Here is a 22604-nt window from a genome sequence, read left to right as displayed (position 1 = left end):
CTCACCCTCGCTGCTCGGTCGCGGACACCTCGACGCGGTTGTCGTGGTAGACGGCGCCGCCGCCCATGTCCGAGTCCCGCTCGGCCACGGTGGCGTTGACCCCCGCCCGGTTCCCGGTGAGCTTCGCCCACCAGCCCTTGGTGGTGCGGGCCACCCCCGGCCGCACCGAGTCGCTCACCTGAAGCTGCGCGGTGAAGGCGCCCCGGTCGTTGAAGATCCGCACCTGCTCCCCCTCGACCAGCCCCCGGGCCGCCGCGTCGTCGGGATGCAGCTCCACGAAGGGTGCCCCGGCCCGGCGCACCAGTGATTCCTTGTTCGCGAACGTCGTGTTGAGGAAGAAGTGCGAGGCCGACGAGATGAGCACCAGCGGCAGCCGGCGTGCCAGCTCCGGATCCGCGGCCTCCTTGGGCGGCGTGTATCCGGTCAGCGGGTCGTACCCGTCGGCGGCCGCCGATGCGGACACGAACTCCAGCTTCCCCGACGGCGTGGGAAAGCCGTCCGCGAACGGGACGAAGGGACTGGGGTAGTTGAGCCGGACATAGCCCTCCCGGCGCAGCCGGTCCAGGTCGATGCCGTCCAACGACGGGTGACCACCGGACAGCAGCTCCCGGGCCAGGTCTTCGTCGGAGTCGAAGAGGCTCGGATCCGTCAGGCCGAGCCGCGCCGCGAGCCGGCGGAACGTTTCCGTGGTCGACAGGCATTCGCCGGGCGCGGCGACCGCGGGTTCGTTCCAGGTGATGTACATGTGCCCGTACCCGTCGAGCAGATCGGTGTGCTCGGTCTGCATCGTGGCCGGCAGCACGATGTCGGCGTAGTCCACCGTGTCGGTGCGGAAATGCTCCATGACCACGGTGAACAGGTCCTCGCGCAGCAGGCCCGCGCGCACCTGGCCCTGGCCGCCGACCGCCGTGGCCGGGTTGGCCCCGTAGACGAACAACGCCTTGACCGGCGGATCGTCGACCGTGGTGAGCGTCTCGCCGAGGCGGGTCATCGAGAGGCTTCGTACCGGCCCGGGCAGCAGGTCGTCACGGAAGAGGGCTTCGCGGTCGCCGCCGAAGTAGCCGTCCGTCGAGTAGGCCAGACCGCCGCCCGGGAGCTTCCAGTCCCCTGTCACCCCGGGCAGCGCCGCCAGCGTACGCAGCGCCATGCCACCCCCGGCGTGCCGCTGGATCCCCTGCGCCGCCTTCATCCCGGTGGGCCGGGTGACGGCCAGGCGCCGCCCGAGTCGCTCGACCGTCTCCACCGGCAGTCCGCAGATCTCCGCCGTGCGTTCGGGCGTGAACTGCTCGATGCGTGCGCGGAACTCGGGCCAGCCCACCGTGTGTTCCGCCAGGTACGCACGGTCCTCGGCGCCGAGCGATATCACCACGTTGAGCAGCCCGAGGGCGAACGCGGCGTCCGTGCCGGGGTTGAGCGGCACATGCTCGTCGGCGAGCCGGGCCGTCTTGGTCAGGACCGGATCGATGGCCACGACGTACGCCCCGGACCGCTGCGCCTGCGACAGCACCTTCCAGAGGTGATGGCTCGTGGTGAGCGTGTTGCAGCCCCACAACAGGATGAGCCGGGCGTGGCGCAGATCCTCCGGGTCGATGCCCCGGCTGGTGCCGAGCGTGTAACCGGTGCCCACCAGGCCCGCGACGGAGCAGATCGTCATGTCGTGGCGGGAGGCGCCCAGGGTGTTCCACAGCCGGCTGCCGGCGCGCCCCTGCAGGCCCTGCAGATAGCCCAGGTTCCCTGTTCCCTGGTAGGGCCAGACGGCCTGTCCGCCGTACCGGTCGATCACCTCCGTGAGGCGGTCGGCGATCTCGCCGAGCGCCTCGTCCCAGCCGATCCGCTCGAACCGGCCCTCGCCCTTGCGCCCGGTCCGGCGCAGGGGGTGCAGCAGACGGTCGGGGGCCTGCGTGTGCTCCAGATACTGGTTCACCTTCACGCACAGGGTTCCGCGGGTGTACGGATGATCCGGGGTTCCGCGCAGCCGCACGGCGACGCCGTCCTCGACCTCGACCTGCCAGGAGCACGCGTCCGGGCAGTCCAGCGGGCAGCCGCCGGGAAGGATCTTCAGGGCACGTCCGGCCGGCGCTGAAGCGCCCGGCGCCGCCTGCGCCGGGTCTCGGGTGTCCCGGTTCACTGCGGCCGCTCCGCGCGCAGGTACGGCACGAACTCGTCGGCCAGGGTCACCCGGCCGACGCAGGAGCTGGGTCCGGAGAGCAGCACCCGCTCGTCCTTCGTGATCTCCACGGCCACGGTGCCGCCGGGCATGACCACGGTCACCGAGGAATCGGTGAGCCCCAGCCGGTGGGCGGCGCAGGCGGCGGCGCAGGCACCGCTGCCGGAGGCCGGAGCGTAGCCGACACCCCGCTCCCAGATCTGGATCCGCAGGGTGCGCCGGTCCTCGACGGTGAGCAGTTCGGCGTTGGGCCGCTCCGCGAAGCCGGCGTACCCGACGATCGCCGGGCCGATCCGGGCGGCCAGCTCGGCGGTCGCGTCGTCGACCAGGGCGACCAGATGCGGCACGCCGTTGTGCACCGCCGTCGCGTTCACCGTTGTGCCCGGCTCGATTTCGAGGGGTACGCCGATCAGTTCCGCACCGCCGGCCAGTGCGGGGCTGTGGTGGGTCCACGGGCCCAGGTCGATGGTGCTGGCGGCGGTGACCGAGCTGCCGAGCCGCACTCTCACGTCTCCGCCGGGTGTCCGCAGCGTGATCTCGTCGCGGTGCGTACGGCCGTGCTCGCGCAGGTATCGGGCGAAGATACGCAGGCCGTTCGCGTTGCGCGCGCACTCGGAGCCGTCGGAGTTGAAGACCCGTACGTCGAACGTGTCCTGCGGGTCGGCCACCGGACCCGCGGCGGGGAGAGGGCCGTACAGCACCCCGTCCGCCCCGACTCCGGTGCGCCGGTCGCACAGGGCCCGGGTGGCCGCGGCGCCCGGCGCGGGCGCGCCGAGCTCCGGGTCGGCAACGAGGTAGTCGTTGCCGAGGGTGTGGTACTTCGTGAGGGTGGTCGTCACCGGCCCTCACCGATGGCGTCCTCCTCGAAGGCATCGCCGTACCAGCGCTCGCTCCAGCGCGAGAACGACACCACCGTGATGTCGCGGTGGCCCTCCTCCTCGATCGGCACGATGTCGGTGACGTAGTGCCACAGCGCACGGTCGTCGAAGGCGATGGCCTGCCCCGCCGGCAGGGTCGCGGTGTAGATGGGCTTTTCCTTGTCGTCGCCGCTTCGCAGGGTCAGCTCGGCGCCGGTGATGCCGACACGGTTGTAGACGGAGATCACCACGAACTCATGGCCGTCCTGGTGCACGCCCTCGGGGACGACGACGCCCTGCAGCTCCTTGTTGGCGATGACCCGGTACTGGTGGACGTTGATCTGCCAGATGTCGTCCTCGGGCAACGGGATCTGGGCGCAGGCCTCCCGGATGTGCTCGACCAGGTCGATCTGGATCGGCTGGTAGTGCCGGCGGATGCCGCCCGCTATCGGGTTGAACTTGGAATAGGTGACGTACGGGCGGTGCGGGAGCCGCTCGAAATCCCAGGCGCCGTCGCGGTGTTCGAGCCGGTACTGGGAGAAGCGGCGCCAGCGGTTGCCGTTGCCGATGTACTCGTCGAAGGCGAGGTCCTCGAAGCTCTTCAGAATGTCCTCACCCGTCTCGGGGAGGTCGAAGACCTGGAAGTGCTGCGCGTTGAGAGTCACGGTCGATGCCTTTCGGGGGGAGGCGGGGCAACGGTGGTTCAGGCGGGCTGGGGCTGCTTCAGACACACGTCGAGGACCTGGTCGAGGTAGTGCGCAGAGGTGTTGAGCCGCACGAAGGTGCCGAGCGCGATCTCGCGGCCGGCGGCGGGATCGCGCTCGACGACGGGCCCGATGACGTTCTTGTACCAACCGGCCGCATGCTGGGCGTCGATGCCGATGTGGATGTCGTGGTAGATCTTGCCCTCCGCCGGGAGCCCGAGGCGGTCCCATGCGGTGACCAACTGGCGGAAACGCCGGGGGGCGAGGAATTCGGTGACGCCGTAGTAGCCGATGGCGCGCAGGTAGTGCCGGCGGCTGAGCGCGAGGCCGGCCGATATATTGCCGCATTCCTTCGCTATGGGCAGCAGATTCGATTCGACATAGCCCTGGTCGACGCCGATCGAGGTGAGGCACTGGGAGAAGAGCGTCGTATGGACGTCGGCGAAATCGCCGTTGCCCATCTCGTCCCAGTAGTTGGCCGCAATCTCCATCTTCTCGGCGCCGGTCGCGCCTAACTGCATGACAGCGAGGATGTCGTCGAAGCGAGGATCCAGGGAGGTCTCCTGGGCCAGCAGAAAGCGTATGTCCTCGATGGTCGCCGAGTTCGTCAGGTGCTCGGAGTACATCGGGTGGGCGCTCGCCGGGTGGTCCTGGATGAGGGCCTTGAGCCAGCGCACATACTCCTTCTCGCCGCTGGGATAGCCGCTCAGCAGCTCCTCGGGCACCTGCTGGAATTCATTGTCCAGCATGGCGTTCTCGAGGATGCTCGTGACGTCCCGCAGGACCGGCTGGGGGTCCTGGTCGGGGTTGTGCGCCGCGGACTGGCTGAACTCGTGGGCGTAGACGACCGCGAGTACGTCGTGCAGGTGTGCGCGCGCCGCGGCGTCGCGGCCGTGGAAGGCCAGGTCCGCAAGGCGTCGGCACTCCCCGGCCAGCTCGGCGCGGTGGGCGTAGTCGTCGACGAGCTCCTGCCATTTCCCGAAGGTCACCGAGGCGAGCGCCGCCGTGAAATCGGCCAGGAGCGGGAAATCGTTCTGCTGCGGATCAGGCATGTCGTGCTTTTCCCTTCAGCGAAACGCCGAATACGATTTCAGCTGCGTTTTATGTCAGCCTACCCAGAGGTGCTGCGCACGGTCCAAGTTCAGTTATTTATCGCCCTCATAAATAGATTCTTTCACCGTGTGGTGCGTCCGGTTGATGATGCCGACGGCGGCGGCGAGTTCCGCCGTGGTGGTGTCTTCGCCGGTTCCGACGGACCAGGTTCCACCGCTGTTCAGATAGGCAATTGCCCGGCCGTCGGGCAGTTCGTGTGCCGTGGCCGCGGTGATGGTGAGTTTCAGGCCGAGTTGGGTGAGTGCGTCGGCGAATGCGGGTAACGGCGCGGTTCCGGTCAGGGGTATTTCCTTGTCGATGCCGTCAAGACTGACCGTCACTGAGGACGGCGTGTGGTCGAGGAGCCGCAGCGCGCCGGGGACGGGTGCGTACGCGGTGTCGAAAAGCTCACGCAGTTGTTGTGGGCTCAGTTCGCCGCCTTCGCGGTCCGTGACCTGCTGCACCAGGACGGCGAAGTCCGCGCGGAGTTGCTGGGGCAGGTGCAGACCGTAGGAGTCATTGAGCACGAACGCCACGCCGCCCTTGCCGGACTGCGAGTTGACCCGGACGACCGGTTCGTACTCGCGGCCGACATCGCCGGGGTCGATCGGCAGGTAGGGCACTTGCCAGTGCTCGTCGCGCAGGTCGTAGCCGCTCGACTGGGCCACGTCGGCGAGTGCCGAGATCCCCTTGCTGATGGCGTCCTGGTGGCCGCCGGAGAAGGCGGTGAAGACGAGCTCGCCGCCCCACGGGTGGCGTTCGTGCACCGGCAGTGCCGTGCATTCCTCCACGACCCGGCGGACCTCGCCCAGGTCGGAGAAGTCGATCTCGGGGTCGACGCCGCGGCTGAACAGGTTCATGCCCAGCGTGACGAGGCAGACGTTGCCGGTGCGTTCACCGTTGCCGAACAGACAGCCCTCGATGCGGTCCGCGCCGGCGGCGAGGCCGAGTTCTGCGGCGGCGACGGCAGTGCCTCGGTCGTTGTGCGGGTGCAGCGAGAGAAGGACCGAGTCGCGCCGCTCCAGATTGCGGCTCATCCACTCGATGGAGTCGGCGTAGGTGTTCGGGGTGGTCATCTCCACCGTGGCCGGCAGGCAAATCGTGGCCGGGCGCTGCGGGGTGGGCTGCCAGACGTCGAGGACCGCGTTGCAGACCTCGGCCGCGAAGCCCGGCTCGGTGCCGGTGAACGACTCCGGCGAATACTGCAGGCGCACGTCGGCACCGGTCAGCGACTCGGCGCCCGCGGCGAGACGGCGGGCCGACGCGACGGCGAGCTCGCGAATCTGCGCCCGCTCCTGGCGGAAGACCACCCGTCGCTGCAGCTCGGAGGTCGGGTTGTAGATGTGCAGGGTCACCTTGCGCGCCCCGGCGACGGCCTCGACCGTGCGGTCGATGAGCTCGGGCCGGCAGGGCGAAAGGACCTGGATGCGGACGTCGTCCGGGATGGCGTCGGTCTCGATGATCTCCCGGATGAACGTGAGATCCGTTTCGCTGGCCGCGGGGAAGCCGACCTCGATCTCCTTGTAGCCCATCCGCACGAGCAGTTGGAAGAAGCGGTGCTTGCGGGCCGGGTCCATCGGCACGGCGAGGGCCTGGTTGCCGTCGCGCAGATCGACCGAGCACCACAGCGGGGCACGGGTGATCGTCCGGTCCGGCCAGGTCCGGTCCGGCAGCAGAACTGGTTCGACCTCCTCGGCGTACGAGCGGTAGCGGTGAGCCGGCATGGGGCTCGGGCGCTGCTCATTCCAGACCGGACGGGCCGCGAATTCGTTCGTCATGGACACTCCTCGCGCATAAATTGCAAAGCATGCTAGCCAGCGATGCAGCGGCCATCCAGAAAACTGCGCAGAAGCGAAGTCGGAGGAAAGGAAGCGCCATTGCGCTTTACCGCAACGCCCCATTGCGCTTTACGGCAACGGCGTTGACGCCACTTCTTTGGCGCCGTAATACTCACCACGATTCCGCATCAGCGGCATGATGACGAACGGAGAGAAGACGTGGCGCAAGCGTTTGAGATCAAGGGAAACGACCTCTGGGACCCGACAACGTTCGACGCGCTGCGTCGTCAGCTGATCCCGTCGTTCGACCTGATCTACGAGGCCGCGGTGCGTACCGTCGCGGCGACCGTACCGGACGCGCCACGGGTACTCGATCTCGGCGCCGGCACCGGTCTGCTGAGCGCGGCGATCCTGCGCGAACTCCCCAAGGCGAACGTCGTACTTGTCGACCGCTCGGAACTGATGCTGACGCAGGCCCGCAGCCGTTTCGCCAGCCAGGAAGGGGTCACGGTGCAGACCGGCGACCTGACCGACCCGCTGCCGGAAGGGCAGTTCGACGCGGTCGTCTCCGGTCTCGCGATCCACCACCTGAGCCACACCGACAAGCGCGACCTGTTCCGGCGCATTCGCGATGCGCTGCTCCCCGGCGGCGTCTTTGTCAATGTCGAACAGGTGCAGGGCCCGCTGCCCCACCTGGAATCCCTCTACGACAGTCAGCACGAACTGCACGTGGTCCGGGAGCAGGCGCCGGCGCACGAATGGGCGGCCGGTCGCGAGCGGATGAAATTCGACGTCTGCATCGACCTGGAAACACAATTGCAGTGGCTGCGCGACGCCGGATTCCGCAGCGTCGACTGCCTCGCCAAGGACTTCCGCTTCGCCACCTATGCGGGCTGGGTCTCTTAATGACAGCGCTCTACAAAGCAATTCGCGAAATCGCGCGACGCCGACCGGACGCGATCGCGGTCGAGACCACGGCCGGCGAGCGCACCTCGTACGCCGAACTGCTCGTGCAGGCCGACCGGATCGCGGTCGGCCTGCGCGCCCGCGGCGTCACCGAGGGCCGCGTGGTCGTCTGCTCGGGCCTGGCCAACGACGCCTCCTACATCGCCTTCCTGCTCGGACTCTGCGCGGCCGGTGCCGCCTATGTCCCGCTGCTCGCCGACTTCGACGCCGCCGCCGTGGCCCGTGCCCTGCGGATGACGCAGCCCGTGCTCTGGGTCGGTCCCGACAATCACCATCGCGCAGGCGTCACCCTGCCCCGCGTGGAGCTCGCCGAGCTGGGGACCGCCGGCGGCGCGGCCGGCGCGGCGCCGGAGGGACGGGCGTTCGCGCCGGGGACCTTCCGGATGCTGTGGACCTCCGGCTCGACGAAGGCGCCCAAGCTCGTCACCTGGCGCCAGGAGCCTTTCGTGCGCGAGCGCCGGCGCTGGATCGCCCACATCGAAGCGACCGAGCACGACGCGTTCTTCTGCAGGCACACCCTTGACGTGGCGCACGCGACCGACCTGCACGCCTTCGCGGCGCTGCTCGCCGGGGCCCGCCTGATCCTCGCCGACCCGGGCGCGGAACCCGCGACGCTGCTGTCGCAGCTGGCCGCGACCGGGGCCACGTACACCAGCATGCTGCCCAATCACTACGAGGACCTGATCGCGGCCGCCGGGCAGCGGCCCGGCACCGATCTGTCCCGGCTGCGCCGCCCGATGTGCGGCGGCGCCTACGCGAGCCCGGCCCTCATCGCCGGCGCTGCCGAGGTGCTCGGCATCCGCATCCGCCACATCTACGGCTCGACGGAGTTCGGCCTCGCCCTGGGCAACATGGCGGACGAGGTGCAGACCGTCGGCGGTATGCACGAGGTCGCGGGCGTTCGCGCCCGTCTGGAGCCACTTGCCGGGTACGACCGGGACGACCTCGGCCATCTGGTACTTACCTCCGACTGCACCAGCAACGGCTACCTGGACGACGCCGAGGCGAACGCGGCCACCTTCCGCGGCCCCGACTTCTGGACCGGCGACGTCGCCCAGCGCCTGGCCGACGGCAGCTTCCGCCTGCTCGGGCGCGTCACCGACCTGGTGCTGGCCACGGACGGTCCCCTGGCCGCTCCCCTGCTCGACGAACTCATCGCCCGGCAATGCCCGGTCGCCGAGTCCGTCAGCCTCGCCGCCGACACGGACACCTTGAGCAACCGCGTGCTCGTGGTGTTGCGCGCGGCTCCGGGGACCTCCGACGACGACGCCGTCGCCGCTGTCGACAAGCTCCTCGCCGCGCACGGGCTGACCGGTGCCGTCCTGGCGTTCGACCGGATCCCGCGCACGGTCGTCGGCAAGGCCGACCGCGCGCTGCTCCGCCGCCGCCACATCACCTCCTCGAGTTCCTCCTGACGCACCCGCCGTCGGCGACCTGCTCCGAAAGGGCGAGTCATGACCCGGAAGACCCTGGTAGACAAGATCTGGGACCTGCACGTCGTGGAGCCCGGGGCATCGGACCTCATCTACATCGACCTGCATCTGCTGCACGAGGTCAGTTCGCCCCAGGCGTTCGCCGGGCTGCGCGAGGCCGGCCGCGCGGTACGCCGCCCCGCCCTCGCGGTCGCCACCTCCGACCACGACGTCCCGACCGACGGACGCGAGCTGCCGTCGGACGCGGGCGCCGCCAAGCAGTTGCAGGTGCTCGCCGACAACTGCCGCGACAACGACATCGAACTGCACCCGGTGGGCACCCCGGGGCAGGGCATCGTGCATGTGATCGGCCCCCAGATGGGGCTCACCCGGCCCGGCACGACCATCGTCTGCGGCGACAGCCACACCGCCACCCACGGCGCGTTCGGCGCCATCGCGTTCGGCATCGGCACCAGCGAGATCGAGCACGTCCTCGCCACGCAGACCCTGCGGGCCCGTCGGCCGGAATCCATGGCCGTCACGGTCACCGGCGAACTCCCGCCCGGAGCCACCGCCAAGGACCTCGCGCTCGGCATCCTCGCGGCCGGCGGCACGGACGCGGGCACGGGCACGCTCATCGAGTTCCGGGGCCCCGCCGTACGCGCGCTGTCCATGGAAGGGCGGATGACGCTGTGCAACATGGCTGTCGAGATGGGCGCGCGCAGTGGTCTGGTCGCTCCCGACGAGACCACGTTCGCGTACCTGAAGGGCCGTCCTCGGGCCCCGCGCGGTGAGCTGTGGGACCAAGCCGTCGCCGAATGGCGGACGTTGTGCAGCGACCCGGACGCGGTCTTCGGCCGCGAACTGGTCTTCGACGCGGGGTCTTTGGCGCCGCGGGTGACCTGGGGCACGAACCCCGGGCAGAGCGTTCCGGTCGACGGCGTGGTCCCCGACCCCGCCGACAGCGCCGATCCCGGCGAGCGGGCCGCCGCCGAGCGCGCCCTCACCTACATGGACCTGCGTCCCGGCACCCCGATGCGCGAGGTCGGCATCGATGTGGTCTTCATCGGATCCTGCACCAACAGCCGGATCGAGGATCTGCGCGCCGCGGCCGACGTACTGCGCGGGCGGCGCGTGGCCGACGGCGTACGCGGCCTGGTCGTCCCCGGCTCGATGCTCGTACGTCAGCTGGCCGAACAGGAAGGGCTGGACCGGGTCTTCACCGCGGCCGGCTTCGAATGGCGCATGCCGGGCTGCTCGATGTGTGTCGGCATCAACGGCGACACCGTCGCGCCGGGTGAGCGCTGTGCGTCGACCTCCAACCGCAACTTCGAAGGCCGGCAGGGCGCCGGGGCCCGGACGCATCTCGTGTCCCCCGCCACGGCCGCCGCCACCGCCGTTGCCGGGCGTTTCGCCACGCCGGCCGACCTGTAGGGAGACGCCGTATGGAACCGCTCATCCATGTCACCGGCCGTGGGGTGCCCCTGGACCGGCCCAATGTCGACACCGACCAGATCATCCCCGCCGCATGGCTGAAGAACACCACCCGCACCGGTTACGCCGACGGCCTCTTCGAACAGTGGCGCCGCGACCCGGAGTTCGTCCTCAACCGGCCCGAGCGTGCCGGGGCGGCGATCCTGGTCAGCGGCCCGAACTTCGGCTGCGGTTCGTCGCGTGAGCACGCGCCGTGGGCGCTGCACGAGTGGGGTTTCCGGGCGGTGATCGCGCCGGGCTTCGCGGACATCTTCCGCAACAACATGCCGAACGCCGGGCTGGTCCCCGTATGGTGCGAGCCGGCCGTGGTCACCGCCCTGATGGCCGCCACCACCGCCGACGCCACCGCCGAGATCGGCGTCGACGTGGCCGAGCGAACGGTCACCTGCGAGGCCGCGGGGGTCAGGGCCGCGCCGTTCAGGCTCGACGACGACGCCCACGACAGGCTCGTCTCCGGGCTGACCCAGCTGGAGGTGACGTTGCGCGCCGCCGACCGGATCACGGCGTACGAGCGGGCTCGCGCCCCCTGGTTGGACGTTTCCGCCTGAGGCGGCCTCAGCCTCCTCCCGCACCCTGCTGAGAGGAGCGGAGGTCCGTGGACTCCCGGACGACCACCGAGTAGGAGCTGACGAACTCTTCCTGTCCGGTCCCTTCCTGTCCGATCCGTTCCTGTCCGGTCCCTTCCCGTTCGGTTCGAGACCCGTTCCGCTCGATCCGTCCGGCGAGCAGGTCGACCGCGCGCTGTGCCATGGCGTCGTGGTCCGGATCGATGGTGGACAGTGAGGGGACGAGGAACTCGCTCTCCTCGACGTTGTCGAAGCCGATCACCTTGACCCGGTCCGGCACCGGTGTCCCGGTGTCGGCCAGGCCGCGGAGCACCCCCATCGCCACGGTGTCGGTCACGCAGAAGACACCGTCGAAGTCGAGTCCGCTCGCCACCATCCGGCGGGCGCACTCCGCACCGGCGCGCCGTGTGAAGGCGTCCACGCTCTGCACGAGGTCGGGGTCCACGGGCAGGCCCGCGCCGAGCAGTGCCTGCCGATAGCCCGTGAAGCGGAGGCTGGAGACGTCGACCTCGTCCCGTACGCGCCCGCACACCATCGCGATACGCCGGCAACCGCGCTCGATCAGATGGCGGGTGGCGGCCTGCGAAGCCTCGACATTGGGCATGGCGACATGGTCCACGGGACCGCCGAAGATCCGCTCGCCGAGGATGACCACCGGGTAGTCCACCTTGAGCAGTTCGACGTCGGCCGATCCCATGCCCACCGTGCTGAGGATGAGTCCGTCGTAGAGCCGGTTGCGCGACATGGACAGCACGTCCAGCTCGTTCTCGCGCGAGGCGCCGGTCTGCTCGATGCTCACCCGGAGGCCGTATCGCTCGGCCGCGGTGATGATGGCGGTCGCCAGGCGGCCGTAGTACGGGCTGTTCACCTCGGGGACCGCGAGGCCGATGGTGCCGGTACGTCCCTTGCGCAGATTGCGGGCGGCCACGTTGACGCGGTAGTCGAGCCGGGCCATCGCCGCGAGGACCTTCTCCCGGGTCGCCTCACTCACGTTGGGGCGGTCGTTGATCACGTTCGAGACGGTCATCGCCGAGACCCCGGCGGCCTTCGCCACGTCCTGCACCGTTGTCACGTTCACTCCAGGTCTGTGGTCGTCGTCCGTGGTCTCTCAGCAGCCGGCGGCGGTCAGGCGAGCGGTGCCCGGACCGTCACGAACGAGTGGGGCGGCAGGGTCAGGGAGAGCCCCCGGTCCGTGGCCTTCAGGGCGTCGAAGGGACGCGGGCCGACCGCCTCCGGTGTGCCGGGCGTGTTGTGGTCCTGGAGCCGCTCGGCCGTCAGGATGCGCGCGGTCGGCTCGCCGACGGAGCGGCCGCGCAGGTCGAGCGTCACCTCGGCGGGCTCCTCGGCGTCCAGGTTGGACAGCGAGATCAGCACTGCCCCGTCCTTGACGCTGGCGGAGGCGGACAGGGTCTCCAGCTCCGTGTCCCCGACCGTGCGCCGGATGTCGTCGCCGCGCAGGTGGACGGCGAGCGAGGCGGCGTCCTGGTGGCCCTTGTTCATCTCGAAGACGTGGTACGTCGGGGTCAGGACGAGCGCGTCGCCGTCGGTGAGGAGCATCGCCTGCAGGACGTTGACGGTCTGCGCGATGTTGGCCATGTGCAGACGGGCCGCGTGCTTGTGGAAGACGTCGAAGTGGGTGCTCGCCACGAGTGCGTCGCGCAGGGAGTTCTGCTGGAACAGGAACCCCGGGTTGGTGCCGGGCTCGACGTCCCACCAGGTGCCCCACTCGTCGAGGACCAGGCCGACCCTGCGTCCGGGGTCGTAGACGTCCATGACCGTGGCGTGACCGGTCAGGATGCGGTCGACGCGCCGGGCCGCGACCATCGTGCGGTAGTAGTCGTCGGTGTCGAAGTCGGTGGCGCTGCCCTTGGCCTCCCAGGGCCCGGCCAGCGTGTAGTAGTGCACGGACAGGCCCTGGAAGAAGGTCTTCGGGGTGGCCTCGCAGCCGAAGCAGCTGATCTGCTGCATCAGCGTCTCGGTCCACTTGTAGTCGTCGTCGGAGGCACCCGAGGCGATGCGGTAGAGCTTGTTGTCGCCGTGGTCGCGGCAGTACGTGGCGTACTGCCTGGCCAGGTCGGCGGAGTACTCGGCGCGCATGTTGCCGCCGCAGCCCCAGGTCTCGTTGCCGATGCCCCAGAACTTCACCCGCCAGGGCTCGTTGCGGCCGTTCGCCCTGCGCTGCCGCACCATGGGGCTGTCGCCGTCGCGGGTCAGGTACTCGACCCACTCGCTCATCTCCTGGACGGTGCCGGAGCCGACATTGCCGCTGATGTACGGCTCGGCGCCGAGGAGTTCGCACAGGGCCATGAACTCGTGGGTGCCGAAGTGGTTGTTCTCCTCGACGTCGCCCCAGTGCGTGTTGACCATGCGGGGCCGCTGGTCCCGAGGTCCGATGCCGTCCTTCCAGTGGTACTCGTCGGCGAAACAGCCGCCCGGCCAGCGCAGGTTGGGGATGTTCAGCGCGCGCAGCGCCTCCACGACGTCGAGCCGGATGCCTCCTTCGTTGGGTATCGACGAGTCCTCCCCGACCCAGAAGCCGCCGTAGATGCAGCGGCCGAGGTGCTCGGCGAAGTGACCGTAGAGATGACGGCTGATCCTCGGGCCCTCGAGGTCGAGGTTGATGATCGCGGTGGCGTCGGGCACGGAGTTCTCCGGGGGATGTGGTGGCGTGCGGGGCGCGGGATGCGTCGAGGTTTTATCGATAAACATTCGCGCCCGGAGGCGAGGACGTCAAGACCCGGCCTGCTGCCGACGTTTCCACCTCGTTTCCACATCCGGAACGGATCACCCGTGGAAAGGTGGGGATACATCAACCGCTGTCCCCCCACCGGCACTTCAGGGAGTCCTTCCATGCTGCGCGGTATCGACGTAAGCGCCTACCAGTCCTCCTCGTACGGCACGGACGGCCTCTCCTTCGCCTTCATCAAGGCGACGGAGGGCCGTTCGTACGTCAACCCGAGACTCGGCGCCCAGACAAAACACGGCCGCGACGCGGGCCTCGTCGTCGGCTTCTACCACTTCCTGTGGCCGGGCCATCTCCAGGCCCAGGCGGAGTACTTCGTCGAGCACGCCCCCGAGAAGGCGGGCGACATCCTCGCCGTGGACTGGGAGCGGACGAGCGCAGGGACGCATGCGAGCAACGCGGAGAAGGACCTCTTCATCCGCAAGGTGAAGGAACTGCGGCCGCACAACCAGGTCGTGCTCTACACCAATCGCGATTTCTGGCTGAACATCGACACGACCTCGTACGCCGGCGACGGCCTCTGGATCGCCGACTACGTCACGGCAGGCAAGCCCCGCATCAAGGCCAAGTGGCGCTTCCACCAGTACACCAGCGACCCCCACGACAAGGACGTCGCCGACTTCGCCGACAAGGCGGCGCTGAAGGAGTGGGCCAAGGGCGCCTGACGATCCGTAGATCGGCAACCCGCTGCAAGCCGCCGCCGGCTAGGCGCGGAAGTCCGAGGGGCGCTCCTCGGACGCCTCCGCGAGCGCCTTGGCGACCCCGTCGACGCCCTCGCGCAGGCCGTAGACCGGGGTGCCGGGCTGCTGTCGCCAGGACTCGTCGAGGCCGCCCGCGTCCACGGTGTCGAAGCCGAGTTCGTCGATCAGGGCCCGGACCTTGAGCTTGGCCGCCTCGTCGTCGCCGGCGACCGGAAGCGCCTGGCGGTCGGGGGCGCCGGCCGGGAGCGGGCGCTCCAGGAGGTCGATGGCGTATGTGCCGTTGAAGGCCTTGACGACGGGGTGCCCGATCTGGCGTTCCGTCCAGCGGCTCTCGGTGAGGCCCTCGTCCTCGATCGCGGCGATCTTCCCGTCGCGCTGGGGGTAGTAGTTGCCGGTGTCGATCACCGCGACCCCGTCGGCGGCCTCGTCCAGCAGGCCGGACGGGAGGTTCGGGATCGCCTTCACCGGGATCGTGACGATCACGACCTCGGCACCGCGGGCCGCCTCCTCGACCGGCACAGGGGTCGCGCCGGTCTCCTCGGCCAGTGCGGTGAGCGTCTGCGGGCCACGGGAGTTGGCGACGGAGACGTCGTGGCCGAGGGTGGTGAGCCGCCTGGTGAGGTTGCCGCCGATGTTGCCCGCGCCGATGATGCCGATCTTCATGACAGAGCCTTCCACGGTCGATGCGCATGCATACGTCTGGGCGGCATCAACCCTGGGGGGCCCTGGACTATTCCGCTGGTGCGGCGAACGGGTGACGGCCCTCAGACCCGTACGACGATCTTGCCCGTGTGCCGGTTGGACTCCATCAGGCGGTGGGCGTCCCGGATGCGGTCGAGGCCCTCCAAAACCTCGCCGACGACCGGGCGGAATCCCCCGTCGGCGAGCCCGGCGTTGAGGAAGGCGGTGGAGCGGCGGCGGCCGTCGGGAGTGCTGGTGAGGACGCCGTTGGCGTACGTGTGGATGGTGAAGGGCCAGGTCCAGGGGATCTCGGCGGGCCGGGGGTCCAGCCAGCCGTAGATCACCACGGCGCCGCCCGGCGCGAGGCCCTCCGCCAGCGGGCGGAAGCCGGGGCCGCCGATCGCGTCGAAGATCACCTCGACGCCCTTGCCTCCGGTGAGCCGCTTGGCCTCCTTGGCCACGGCCTCCGGCGCCGACTCCCCGGTGACGATCACGTCCGCCGCACCCAGGCCGAGCAGCTGCCGCCGTTTCGCCTCGGTGCGGGTGGTGGCCAGCGGGATCGCGCCGATGCGACGGGCGACCTGGATCGCCGCCGTGCCCACGCCGCTGGACGCGCCGGTGACGAGGACGTGGTCGCCGGGCCTGAGACCCGCGGTCTCCAGCAGGGCGCCGTATGCGGTCGTGTACGTCAGCCAGGCCGCGGCGCCGGTGACGGCGTCCACGGAGTCGGGGCGCCGCAGGACGGCCGTCTCGGGCAGGACGACCCGATCCGCGTACACGCCCTGCGCGCTCATCTCGATGCCTGGACCGGTCAACACCGGGTCGCCGACGGCGAGTTCGGTGACACCCTCGCCGACCGCCTCGACGACGCCGGCGGCCTCGTAGCCGAGGCGGGAGGCGGGGAGGGTGGGCTGGTAGTAGCAAGTGCCGGACCGGAAGAGGACTTCGGCGCGGTTGAGGCCCAACGCCTCCACCCGGACCAGGACTTGGCCGGGGGCGACATCCGGGACGGCGGCGTCTTCGATCCGCAGGACCTCCGGTTCGCCGATTTCATGGAAAAGCACGGTACGTGCGGTAGTTGGCATACACACGACGCTAAGAGCCAGGCGCGAGACGATCCATGTTCGCCGGTCTCCCTTTTCTGTCCGATCGTCTTGCCGGTACGTCCTGCGGCTACCGTACGGACATGGACGTACTCAGCGACGCCGTGGGCGCGATGCGCACCGGGCGGCCGCACTCCTCGCGTCGGGACAAGTGGGCGCCCTGGGGCATGCGGTTCGAGGCCTCCGAGGGGGCCGGGTTCCATGTGGTGCTGCGCGGGTCGGCGTGGCTGCTCCCGGCCGAGGGCGAGCCGGTGGCCGTCGGGCCGGGGGACGTGGTGTTCCTGGCACACGGGCGCGGACACGCCCTGGCCAGCGGGCCCGACGTACCGCTGGAGGAGGTGCGGCCGGGGCCGGACGGGCGGTGGCCCGAACCGCCGCCCGCGACAAGGGAGTCGGCTCCGGACACGGTCATGCTGTGCGGCGCGTACCAGCTGGACCGCAGCCGCGCCCACCGGCTGCTGACCGAGCTGCCGGAGGTGGTGCACCTGCCCGCCCGGGTCGGCGCGCACCGTTCGCTGCGGGCGGCGGTGGAACTGCTGGGCATGGAGCTGGAGGAACGGCGGCCGGGTTCGGAGGCCATCGTGACCTCGCTCCTGGACACGCTGTTGCTGTACATCCTGCGTGCCTGGTGGGAGCGGGACGGCGCCGCCCGCCCGACGGGCTGGTCGGCCGCCCTCGCCGACCCGGCCGTGGCGGCCGCCCTGCGCGCCATCCACGGCGACCCGGCGCACCCCTGGACCGTCGAGGAACTCGGCGCCGCGGGCGGCCTGTCCCGCGCGGCCTTCGCCCGCCGCTTCACCACGCTGGTCGGCGAACCGCCGCTCGCCTACCTCACCTGGTGGCGCATGACGACGGCGGGCCGCCTCCTGCGCGAGAAGGACCTCCCCCTGCGCCAGGTGGCCGAACGCGCGGGCTACACCTCGGAGTTCGCCTTCGCCAAAGCCTTCAAGCGGGGGTACGGCGTGGCGCCGGGGCAGTACCGCAGGCGGGTTCCCTAGCCCTCCGCGGGTCCTGCGGACATGACGAAGGGGTGCCCGTCCGCCGTGCGGACGGGCACCCCCCGGTACGTCCTACTTGTTCAGGTACGCCCAGAACTCGTCGAACGACAGCACCTTGTCGCCGTTCAGGTCACGCGTCTTGATGATCGCCTCGGCGACCGACTCGGTGACGTTCCAGTCGCCCTCCTGGGCGAGGGCGGCCTTGAACTCGGCGGCGGTGATGAACCCGTCGCCGTCGGTGTCGATCCGCTGGAACTCCTTGCGTGCTGCTTCGATGTCGGCCACCGATCCGCCCCTTTTCTCCATAACTGCGCGTCTTGCTGTCGTACTGACGCAGGTCAGATTAGCTGGCCACGCGAGCCTTCAGTGCGGCGACCACCCAGGCGAACTCCGGCTCGTGCGCCGACTGCGGGCCGAGCCCCTTCACGACCGCCCACAACTGGCGGTACCGGGCCACGCGGACGTTGGAGCCCGCCTCCAGCCGCTTCAACACCTCGGCCGGGTCCGCGTCGCCGAGCAGGCCGCGCAGGAGTTCCTCGGCCTCGGGCGCCTCGGGGGCGATGCCCCGCTCCAGGGCCTCCCCCGCGAGCTGAACCAGGCGGCTCATGAACCACAGCGAGGTGCCCGCGGGCACGTCCGGGCCGCGGTCCGCCGCATTGAACTCGATCATCCTGCGCATCAGGCCCCGGAACTCGGGATCCTGCATCATCTCGGCGAGCTCCACCCAGGCGTCCACCTGCTCGGGTGTCGGCTCGTCCGGCAGGTCCGCCGGGGCGAACCGGAGCCGCTTGCGGATGTCGGGGTCGGCCGTGTCGAGCCCGTCGAAGATCTCCGTCGTGAAGTCCTCGGCGATACGGGCCCGCTCGGCGGCCGACAGCCGCGCCAGTTTGTTCATCAGGGTCATCTCCTCTGCGGTCGAGTCGCGTCGCGCCACGGTCGACAGCACCGCACGGGTCACCTTCAGCGAGCGGATCTGCGCGTCCAGCGCCACCACGTGCGCCGCCGCGACCTCCGCGACCGTCCGCTCCCCGTCCAGCACCTTGCGCACGTCGTCCAGGCCGAGGCCCAGCTCGCGCAGGGTGCGGATCAGCTCCAGCCGGGCGGCGGACTCGGCGTCGTAGAGCCGGTAGCCGCCCGCGGAACGGGTCACGGGGGTCAGGACGCCCTCGTCGGACCAGTAGCGGATGGTGCGCACGGTCAGTCCGGTGGACCGCGCCAGCTCGCCGATGGTGAGAAGTCCGGTGCCGTCGTCGATCATGTGTGTGAGTCTGGGCCTTCCAGTGGGTGGAGACTCAAGGAGCGCGGAGGGGCCCGATGGACACCTTGCGCGACATTCTCGACGCGGCCGCCCGCGGTGTCTTCCCGCCGGCGGACGGCCGTACGACCGTGGTCCCGCAGGCCTGCGCCCGGGACGCGGGCGTTGTCGCCTTCACCGCACACTCGGTCGTCTTCACGGACGAGGATCCGCGCTGGGTGTACGACACGCTGGACGCCCTGGACTGCGACGCCCTCGCGGCGACGATGAACCCGGTGTTCCTGGCAGCCTTCATGGAGCGGACGGGGCGCACGTCCGAGACCATCGACGCGATGCTGGTCGGCTCCCCCTTGCCGGGCGGGCCGCCGCTCGCGCTGAAGGAGATCACGGACGCCGGGCATCCACGGATCAGGTACGCCCGCGGGCGGCGCGACGACGTGCGCGCCTGGACGGCAGAGCGCGGCGTGCTGGTGATGGGGCGCGGGATCGCCGGGCGGCTGGAGGTCTCCGTCGAGGTCGACGAAGGGGTACGGCACCGGGGGCTGGGGCGGCTGCTCGTGACCGCCGCCCGGCATCTCGCCCCCGAACCCCTGTGGGCGCAGGTCGCGCCGGGGAACGCCCGCAGCATGCGGGCGTTCCAGGCGGCGGGCTATCGCCCTGTGGGAGCAGAGGTACTGCTCAGTGCCACGGCTCGTAGTACGGGTTGCTCTGGCAGTCGTTCATGATCTCGGTCTTGGTCTTCTTGTCGACCGGGCAGACGCCGATGATGTACTGCCGCGCGATGCCGCCGGGGAAGGCCACCTCGACCTGGTCGGCCCACTTGTGGGTGTCACCGATGGTCTTGTTGACGTCCACGCCGCCGGGGGCATCGATGTAGTAGTTGTAGCCCGACTTGTACCAGGTCTTGTAGAGGTCGTGGTCGTACGTCGTCGACACGTACGGGGAGGGCTGGTTGACCAGGACGTACTGCTCGATGTCGTACTGGCCGTTGATGACGTCCTTGGGGTGGAAGCCCTGCTCGAAGACGGTCGTGGGGCCGCGGCTGTCGCTGCGGTAGAGCGTGCCGCACGTCTTGCGCCAGACCGGTTCGGGTGTGATGCGGTCGACGTCGACCCGGCGGTCGACGGCGGCCTTGATCGGGTCGTCGAACTGGGGACAGACAGGAGCGGCGGCCTTCGCGGGGGTGGCGGTGGGGACGGTCGCGGCCGTCGTCGCGAAGGCTGCCGCGAGGGACAGGACGACGGCAGCGGCCCGCCGCCGCAGGCGAGTTGTGATCATGGGGTGGACGATCCCCGTCCCGCGGCTGCGGAATGCGTAGCGTCACTCGTTCGGCGGCGTGTCCCCAGCCTTTCCCGGCCTTTCTCAACTCACCGTGTTTCAGCGGAAGATGCCCGTGTGGCCGAGCGAGTAGCGGCCCGGCTGCGGGTACACCGCGAGGCCGTGCGGGCCGCTGCCGACCTTGATGCGGGCCAGCTGGGTGCCGGTGCGGGTGTCGATGGCGTACACCTCGGAGTTGTAACGGCCCGACAGCCACAGGACCTTGCCGTCCGCGGAGACGCCGCCCATGTCGGGGCTGCCGCCGTCCGGCAGGTGCCACTTCTCGGTGAGCCTGTTCTGCGCGAAGTCGAAGATGGAGATGGTGCCTTCGCCGCGGTTGGAGATGTACATCACGCGCGAGTCGCGGCTGACGTAGAGGCCGTGGGCGCCCTTGCCGGTGGGCAGGAGGGTGGGCTTGGTGAACTTGTCGCCGTCCAGGATCCACACACCGTCGGCCATCATGTCGGCGATGTAGAACCTCTTGCCGTCGGGCGAGATCTTGACGTCCTGCGGCATCGCGCCGTGGAACGGCAGTTTCTCCTGCTCGATCACCTTCATCTTCTCCGTGTCGACCTTGAGCAGTTCGCCGCTGAACTCGCAGGAGACGATGAAGTAGCGGCCGTCGAGGGAGAAGTCGGCATGGTTGACGCCGTAGCAGCTGACCGGGACGGTCTTCTCCACCTTCATGGTGTGCGCGTCACGGAAGACGAGTGCCCGGTCGAGCGAGGCCATGACGATCGCGTACTTGCCGTTCGGCGTGAAGTAGAGGTTGTAGGGGTCGTGCACGTCCACGGGCTTGCCGGCCTTCCCCGTCCTCGGGTCGATGGGGGTGAGGGTGTTGCCCCGGTCGTTGTTGACCCACAGCGTCTTCATGTCCCAGGAGGGGACGACGTGCTGGGGCTGGGTGCCGACCGGGATCGTCTCGATGACCTTGTACGTCTTCGGGTCGATGACCGAGACGGTGTTGGAGTTGGTGTTGGGGACGTAGACGCGGGACGGGAAGTCCCTTACGGCCGGGGAGAGTTGGTTCGGGCGGTCGGCCGCGTACACGTCGTGCGGGTCGAGGACGGGCGGCATGCCGGGCAGGCCCGGGACGGGGGCCTTCTTCTTCGCCGGGGCGATGGCGGCCTTGCTGCCGAGGGCCTCGTCCTGGTGCCGCGGGGCGCTGGTGCAGGCGGCGAGAACGGTGAGCGAGGCGAGGGCGGCGGTCGCGATCAGGGCGCGGGTGAGCCGGGTGGGGTTCATCAGCTGAACAGCTCCGTGGTGGTCACCGCGGTCAGCCCGCGGCGGGCGAGTTCTTCCAGTACGACGGGGAGGGCGGCGACCGTGTCCGGGTATCCGAAATGCATGCTCACCACGGATCCGTTGCGGACCTCGTCGAGGATCTTGCGCTGGATTGCATCGGCACCGGGCCGGGTGTAGTCGAGGGAGTCGACGTCGTACGAGAGAACGTGCGGATAGCCGGCGCTGCGGGCCAGGCGCAGGACCAGCGGGGATGCGAGGGGTGCGCGCGAGGGGCGGAACCAGGTGCCGATGGAGCCGGTGAGGTGCTCCAGGCGGTCGGCGCAGGCGGTGATCTCGCTGCGGGCGTCGGCCTCGGACATGGCGTTGACGGCCAGATGGCGCTGGGTGTGGTTGCCGAGGTCGTGGCCGCCGTCGAGGACGCGGCGGGCCATGTCCGGGTGTTCGTCGAGCCAGCTGCCGACGGCCAGGACCGTGAGGTGGGCGCCGCGCTTCTCGGCCTCGGTGAGGATGGCGTGGGCGATGGCGGGGTCGCCCTGGCCGTGGAAGGTGAGGGCGACGCGGGGGTGGGTGCGGGGGCCGTGGGTGAGTTGGGCGGGTCGGCCGGGGTAGCGGCGGGGGGCGGGTGCGGCGGATGGCGTGGAAGGCGGGGAGGACGACGGGTGCGCCGGTGAAGTGGAGTGCGCGACGGCACCGTTCGGGGCGCATCCTGCGGTGAGGGCGCCTGCGGCGAGGAGGCCGGCGCCCGTGCGGAGCGCCGTACGGCGGTCGGTCGAGGTCACCTTCACCATTTAAGAGGCGAAGGGTAAGAAAACAGCCGATTGACCCGATCGGGGAACATTCTTCGGGTCGCGGCCAGCAACTCAGCCCGTCCGGCGTTTGAGGACAAGGCCCTCCGGGCCGACGGGGGTCTGGGGGCGCAGCCACCAGGGACAGCACCCCCCACTCACCCGCACGGAACACGCCCCCACCGCCGGAGGCACCCCTCAGCGGTCGGCGACCCTCATTTCGAACCATGTCGTCTTGCCGCGCGGCAGGAGGTCGACCCCCCAGCGGTCGGAGAGCTTGTCGACCAGGAACAGGCCCCGGCCGCTGATGTCCGTCTCCTGAACCGGCATCAGACAGGGCAGGCCCCGGGAGGGGTCGCGAACCTCGATGCGGATCCAGCCCCGGCGGCGGCGCATCCGCAGACCGAAGACTCGGGCGCCGGTGTGGCGGACCGCGTTGCCGACCAGTTCGGAGACGAGCAGGACGGCGTCCTCCGTCATCTTGGGAGTCAGGCCCCACTGGCGCAGCACCACGACCTGGGTGAGACGGCGGGCGGTGGCGGCGGACTCCGGGCGGGACGGCAGCGGGACCTCCGCCTCGGTCGGGTTGCCGAACAACTCGAGTGCCTTGAGCGCCCGTTCGTCCTCGACCGCAGGCGACCAGCGTGCCGCGGTCGCACGGCTGTGTCCCCGCGGCTGTTCGATGCCCTCCAGCCCCGCCATGCCCCCATCATGGCCGCCCAGAGCGCCCTCCGGGGCCG

22 protein-coding genes are annotated in these 22604 nt (G+C 70.0%); 7 read left to right on the top strand and 15 right to left on the bottom strand.

What is annotated here, in order from left to right:
* Position 1: 1 nt before the first annotated feature.
* The 5 genes from ACFY10_RS25785 to leuA all read right to left on the bottom strand — a co-directional run bounded on the left by ACFY10_RS25785 (position 2) and on the right by leuA (position 6598).
* Positions 2-2128, bottom strand: a complete 2127-nt coding sequence (locus ACFY10_RS25785; RefSeq protein ID WP_390667577.1) for a molybdopterin-dependent oxidoreductase — start codon at positions 2126-2128, stop codon at positions 2-4.
* Complete coding sequence (gene dapF / locus ACFY10_RS25780; RefSeq protein ID WP_390667576.1) at positions 2125-3006, bottom strand: diaminopimelate epimerase; 882 nt, start codon at positions 3004-3006, stop codon at positions 2125-2127. Before dapF ends, ACFY10_RS25785 begins: the two co-directional genes overlap by 4 nt.
* Positions 3003-3689, bottom strand: coding sequence for a 2OG-Fe dioxygenase family protein (locus ACFY10_RS25775; protein WP_390667575.1), 687 nt, complete (start codon positions 3687-3689; stop codon positions 3003-3005). Before ACFY10_RS25775 ends, dapF begins: the two co-directional genes overlap by 4 nt.
* Before the next feature lie 38 nt (positions 3690-3727).
* Positions 3728-4780: an iron-containing redox enzyme family protein gene (locus ACFY10_RS25770; RefSeq protein ID WP_390667574.1), complete on the bottom strand. Its 1053-nt coding sequence runs from the start codon at positions 4778-4780 to the stop codon at positions 3728-3730.
* A 93-nt stretch (positions 4781-4873) separates the two neighbouring features.
* Complete coding sequence (gene leuA / locus ACFY10_RS25765; RefSeq protein WP_390667573.1) at positions 4874-6598, bottom strand: 2-isopropylmalate synthase; 1725 nt, start codon at positions 6596-6598, stop codon at positions 4874-4876.
* 219 nt (positions 6599-6817) lie between these two features.
* Here leuA and ACFY10_RS25760 point away from each other — a divergent pair, with 219 nt between their 5' ends.
* Genes ACFY10_RS25760 through leuD form a run of 4 tightly spaced genes read left to right on the top strand, consistent with a single transcriptional unit; the run spans position 6818 to position 11018 of the window.
* The gene (locus ACFY10_RS25760; protein ID WP_390667572.1) at positions 6818-7504 is read left to right on the top strand and encodes a class I SAM-dependent methyltransferase; all 687 of its coding nucleotides are present in this window, start codon (positions 6818-6820) and stop codon (positions 7502-7504) included.
* The gene (locus ACFY10_RS25755; protein ID WP_390667571.1) at positions 7504-8979 is read left to right on the top strand and encodes a class I adenylate-forming enzyme family protein; all 1476 of its coding nucleotides are present in this window, start codon (positions 7504-7506) and stop codon (positions 8977-8979) included. Before ACFY10_RS25760 ends, ACFY10_RS25755 begins: the two co-directional genes overlap by 1 nt.
* Positions 8980-9018: 39 nt before the next feature.
* Complete coding sequence (leuC, locus tag ACFY10_RS25750) at positions 9019-10410, top strand: 3-isopropylmalate dehydratase large subunit (RefSeq protein ID WP_390667570.1); 1392 nt, start codon at positions 9019-9021, stop codon at positions 10408-10410.
* Between the two features lie 11 nt (positions 10411-10421).
* Entirely contained in the window at positions 10422-11018 is a 597-nt protein-coding gene (leuD, locus tag ACFY10_RS25745) for a 3-isopropylmalate dehydratase small subunit (protein WP_390667569.1), read from the top strand.
* A gap of 7 nt (positions 11019-11025) precedes the next feature.
* Here leuD and ACFY10_RS25740 read toward each other — a convergent pair whose 3' ends face one another.
* Both ACFY10_RS25740 and ACFY10_RS25735 read right to left on the bottom strand, forming a co-directional pair.
* A complete protein-coding gene (locus ACFY10_RS25740; protein ID WP_390667568.1) occupies positions 11026-12108 on the bottom strand; it encodes a LacI family DNA-binding transcriptional regulator in 1083 nt (360 codons plus the stop codon).
* 53 nt (positions 12109-12161) lie between these two features.
* Entirely contained in the window at positions 12162-13679 is a 1518-nt protein-coding gene (locus ACFY10_RS25735; RefSeq protein ID WP_390667567.1) for an alpha-N-arabinofuranosidase, read from the bottom strand.
* A gap of 207 nt (positions 13680-13886) precedes the next feature.
* Between ACFY10_RS25735 and ACFY10_RS25730 the strand changes: the two genes are divergently transcribed.
* Positions 13887-14444, top strand: coding sequence for a GH25 family lysozyme (locus ACFY10_RS25730; protein WP_390667566.1), 558 nt, complete (start codon positions 13887-13889; stop codon positions 14442-14444).
* Between the two features lie 39 nt (positions 14445-14483).
* Here ACFY10_RS25730 and ACFY10_RS25725 read toward each other — a convergent pair whose 3' ends face one another.
* Positions 14484-15143 (bottom strand): NADPH-dependent F420 reductase, encoded by a 660-nt coding sequence (locus ACFY10_RS25725; RefSeq protein WP_390667565.1) that lies wholly within the window; start codon positions 15141-15143, stop codon positions 14484-14486.
* Between the two features lie 101 nt (positions 15144-15244).
* Entirely contained in the window at positions 15245-16246 is a 1002-nt protein-coding gene (locus ACFY10_RS25720) for a zinc-dependent alcohol dehydrogenase family protein (RefSeq protein WP_390667564.1), read from the bottom strand.
* A 101-nt stretch (positions 16247-16347) separates the two neighbouring features.
* Between ACFY10_RS25720 and ACFY10_RS25715 the strand changes: the two genes are divergently transcribed.
* Entirely contained in the window at positions 16348-17262 is a 915-nt protein-coding gene (locus tag ACFY10_RS25715; protein WP_390667563.1) for an AraC family transcriptional regulator, read from the top strand.
* Positions 17263-17334: 72 nt separating this feature from the next.
* Here ACFY10_RS25715 and ACFY10_RS25710 read toward each other — a convergent pair whose 3' ends face one another.
* A complete protein-coding gene (locus tag ACFY10_RS25710; protein ID WP_390667562.1) occupies positions 17335-17547 on the bottom strand; it encodes an EF-hand domain-containing protein in 213 nt (70 codons plus the stop codon).
* A gap of 58 nt (positions 17548-17605) precedes the next feature.
* The gene (locus ACFY10_RS25705; protein ID WP_390667561.1) at positions 17606-18520 is read right to left on the bottom strand and encodes a MerR family transcriptional regulator; all 915 of its coding nucleotides are present in this window, start codon (positions 18518-18520) and stop codon (positions 17606-17608) included.
* Between the two features lie 56 nt (positions 18521-18576).
* On the opposite strand from ACFY10_RS25705, the gene ACFY10_RS25700 reads away from it, so the two are divergent.
* Positions 18577-19242, top strand: coding sequence for a GNAT family N-acetyltransferase (locus ACFY10_RS25700; protein WP_390667560.1), 666 nt, complete (start codon positions 18577-18579; stop codon positions 19240-19242).
* Here the strand turns inward: ACFY10_RS25700 and ACFY10_RS25695 are convergent.
* From ACFY10_RS25695 to ACFY10_RS25680, 4 genes are all read right to left on the bottom strand, one after another.
* On the bottom strand, positions 19196-19795 hold the full coding sequence (locus ACFY10_RS25695) for an ADP-ribosyltransferase (RefSeq protein WP_390667559.1): 600 nt from the start codon (positions 19793-19795) through the stop codon (positions 19196-19198). The two genes, ACFY10_RS25700 and ACFY10_RS25695, sit on opposite strands and share 47 nt — an antisense overlap.
* A gap of 99 nt (positions 19796-19894) precedes the next feature.
* Positions 19895-21079 carry a YncE family protein gene (locus ACFY10_RS25690; RefSeq protein ID WP_390667558.1) on the bottom strand — a complete coding sequence of 395 codons (1185 nt, stop codon included), beginning with the start codon at positions 21077-21079 and terminating at the stop codon, positions 19895-19897.
* A complete protein-coding gene (locus ACFY10_RS25685) occupies positions 21079-21867 on the bottom strand; it encodes a polysaccharide deacetylase family protein (RefSeq protein WP_390667557.1) in 789 nt (262 codons plus the stop codon). Before ACFY10_RS25685 ends, ACFY10_RS25690 begins: the two co-directional genes overlap by 1 nt.
* A 195-nt stretch (positions 21868-22062) precedes the next feature.
* Complete coding sequence (locus ACFY10_RS25680; protein WP_390667556.1) at positions 22063-22566, bottom strand: ATP-binding protein; 504 nt, start codon at positions 22564-22566, stop codon at positions 22063-22065.
* Between the last annotated feature and the right edge of the window lie 38 nt (positions 22567-22604).

Source organism: Streptomyces sp. NPDC001401, from assembly GCF_042895385.1.
Taxonomy (GTDB): domain Bacteria; phylum Actinomycetota; class Actinomycetes; order Streptomycetales; family Streptomycetaceae; genus Streptomyces.
Note: the sequence above shows the minus strand (reverse complement) of the source record. Positions and strands in the feature narration are given on the sequence as shown.

What these genes read in the sequence shown, in the direction of transcription:
- ACFY10_RS25680 (WP_390667556.1), bottom strand. Translation starts at nt 22,566, where the DNA reads ATGGCGGGGCTGGAGGGCATCGAACAGCCGCGGGGACACAGCCGTGCG.
- ACFY10_RS25755 (WP_390667571.1), top strand. Translation starts at nt 7,504, where the DNA reads ATGACAGCGCTCTACAAAGCAATTCGCGAAATCGCGCGACGCCGACCG.
- ACFY10_RS25715 (WP_390667563.1), top strand. Translation starts at nt 16,348, where the DNA reads ATGGACGTACTCAGCGACGCCGTGGGCGCGATGCGCACCGGGCGGCCG.
- ACFY10_RS25700 (WP_390667560.1), top strand. Translation starts at nt 18,577, where the DNA reads ATGGACACCTTGCGCGACATTCTCGACGCGGCCGCCCGCGGTGTCTTC.
- ACFY10_RS25725 (WP_390667565.1), bottom strand. Translation starts at nt 15,143, where the DNA reads ATGAAGATCGGCATCATCGGCGCGGGCAACATCGGCGGCAACCTCACC.
- ACFY10_RS25770 (WP_390667574.1), bottom strand. Translation starts at nt 4,780, where the DNA reads ATGCCTGATCCGCAGCAGAACGATTTCCCGCTCCTGGCCGATTTCACG.
- leuA (WP_390667573.1), bottom strand. Translation starts at nt 6,598, where the DNA reads ATGACGAACGAATTCGCGGCCCGTCCGGTCTGGAATGAGCAGCGCCCG.
- ACFY10_RS25705 (WP_390667561.1), bottom strand. Translation starts at nt 18,520, where the DNA reads ATGATCGACGACGGCACCGGACTTCTCACCATCGGCGAGCTGGCGCGG.
- ACFY10_RS25685 (WP_390667557.1), bottom strand. Translation starts at nt 21,867, where the DNA reads ATGGTGAAGGTGACCTCGACCGACCGCCGTACGGCGCTCCGCACGGGC.
- leuC (WP_390667570.1), top strand. Translation starts at nt 9,019, where the DNA reads ATGACCCGGAAGACCCTGGTAGACAAGATCTGGGACCTGCACGTCGTG.
- ACFY10_RS25690 (WP_390667558.1), bottom strand. Translation starts at nt 21,079, where the DNA reads ATGAACCCCACCCGGCTCACCCGCGCCCTGATCGCGACCGCCGCCCTC.
- ACFY10_RS25695 (WP_390667559.1), bottom strand. Translation starts at nt 19,795, where the DNA reads ATGATCACAACTCGCCTGCGGCGGCGGGCCGCTGCCGTCGTCCTGTCC.
- leuD (WP_390667569.1), top strand. Translation starts at nt 10,422, where the DNA reads ATGGAACCGCTCATCCATGTCACCGGCCGTGGGGTGCCCCTGGACCGG.
- ACFY10_RS25720 (WP_390667564.1), bottom strand. Translation starts at nt 16,246, where the DNA reads ATGCCAACTACCGCACGTACCGTGCTTTTCCATGAAATCGGCGAACCG.
- ACFY10_RS25730 (WP_390667566.1), top strand. Translation starts at nt 13,887, where the DNA reads ATGCTGCGCGGTATCGACGTAAGCGCCTACCAGTCCTCCTCGTACGGC.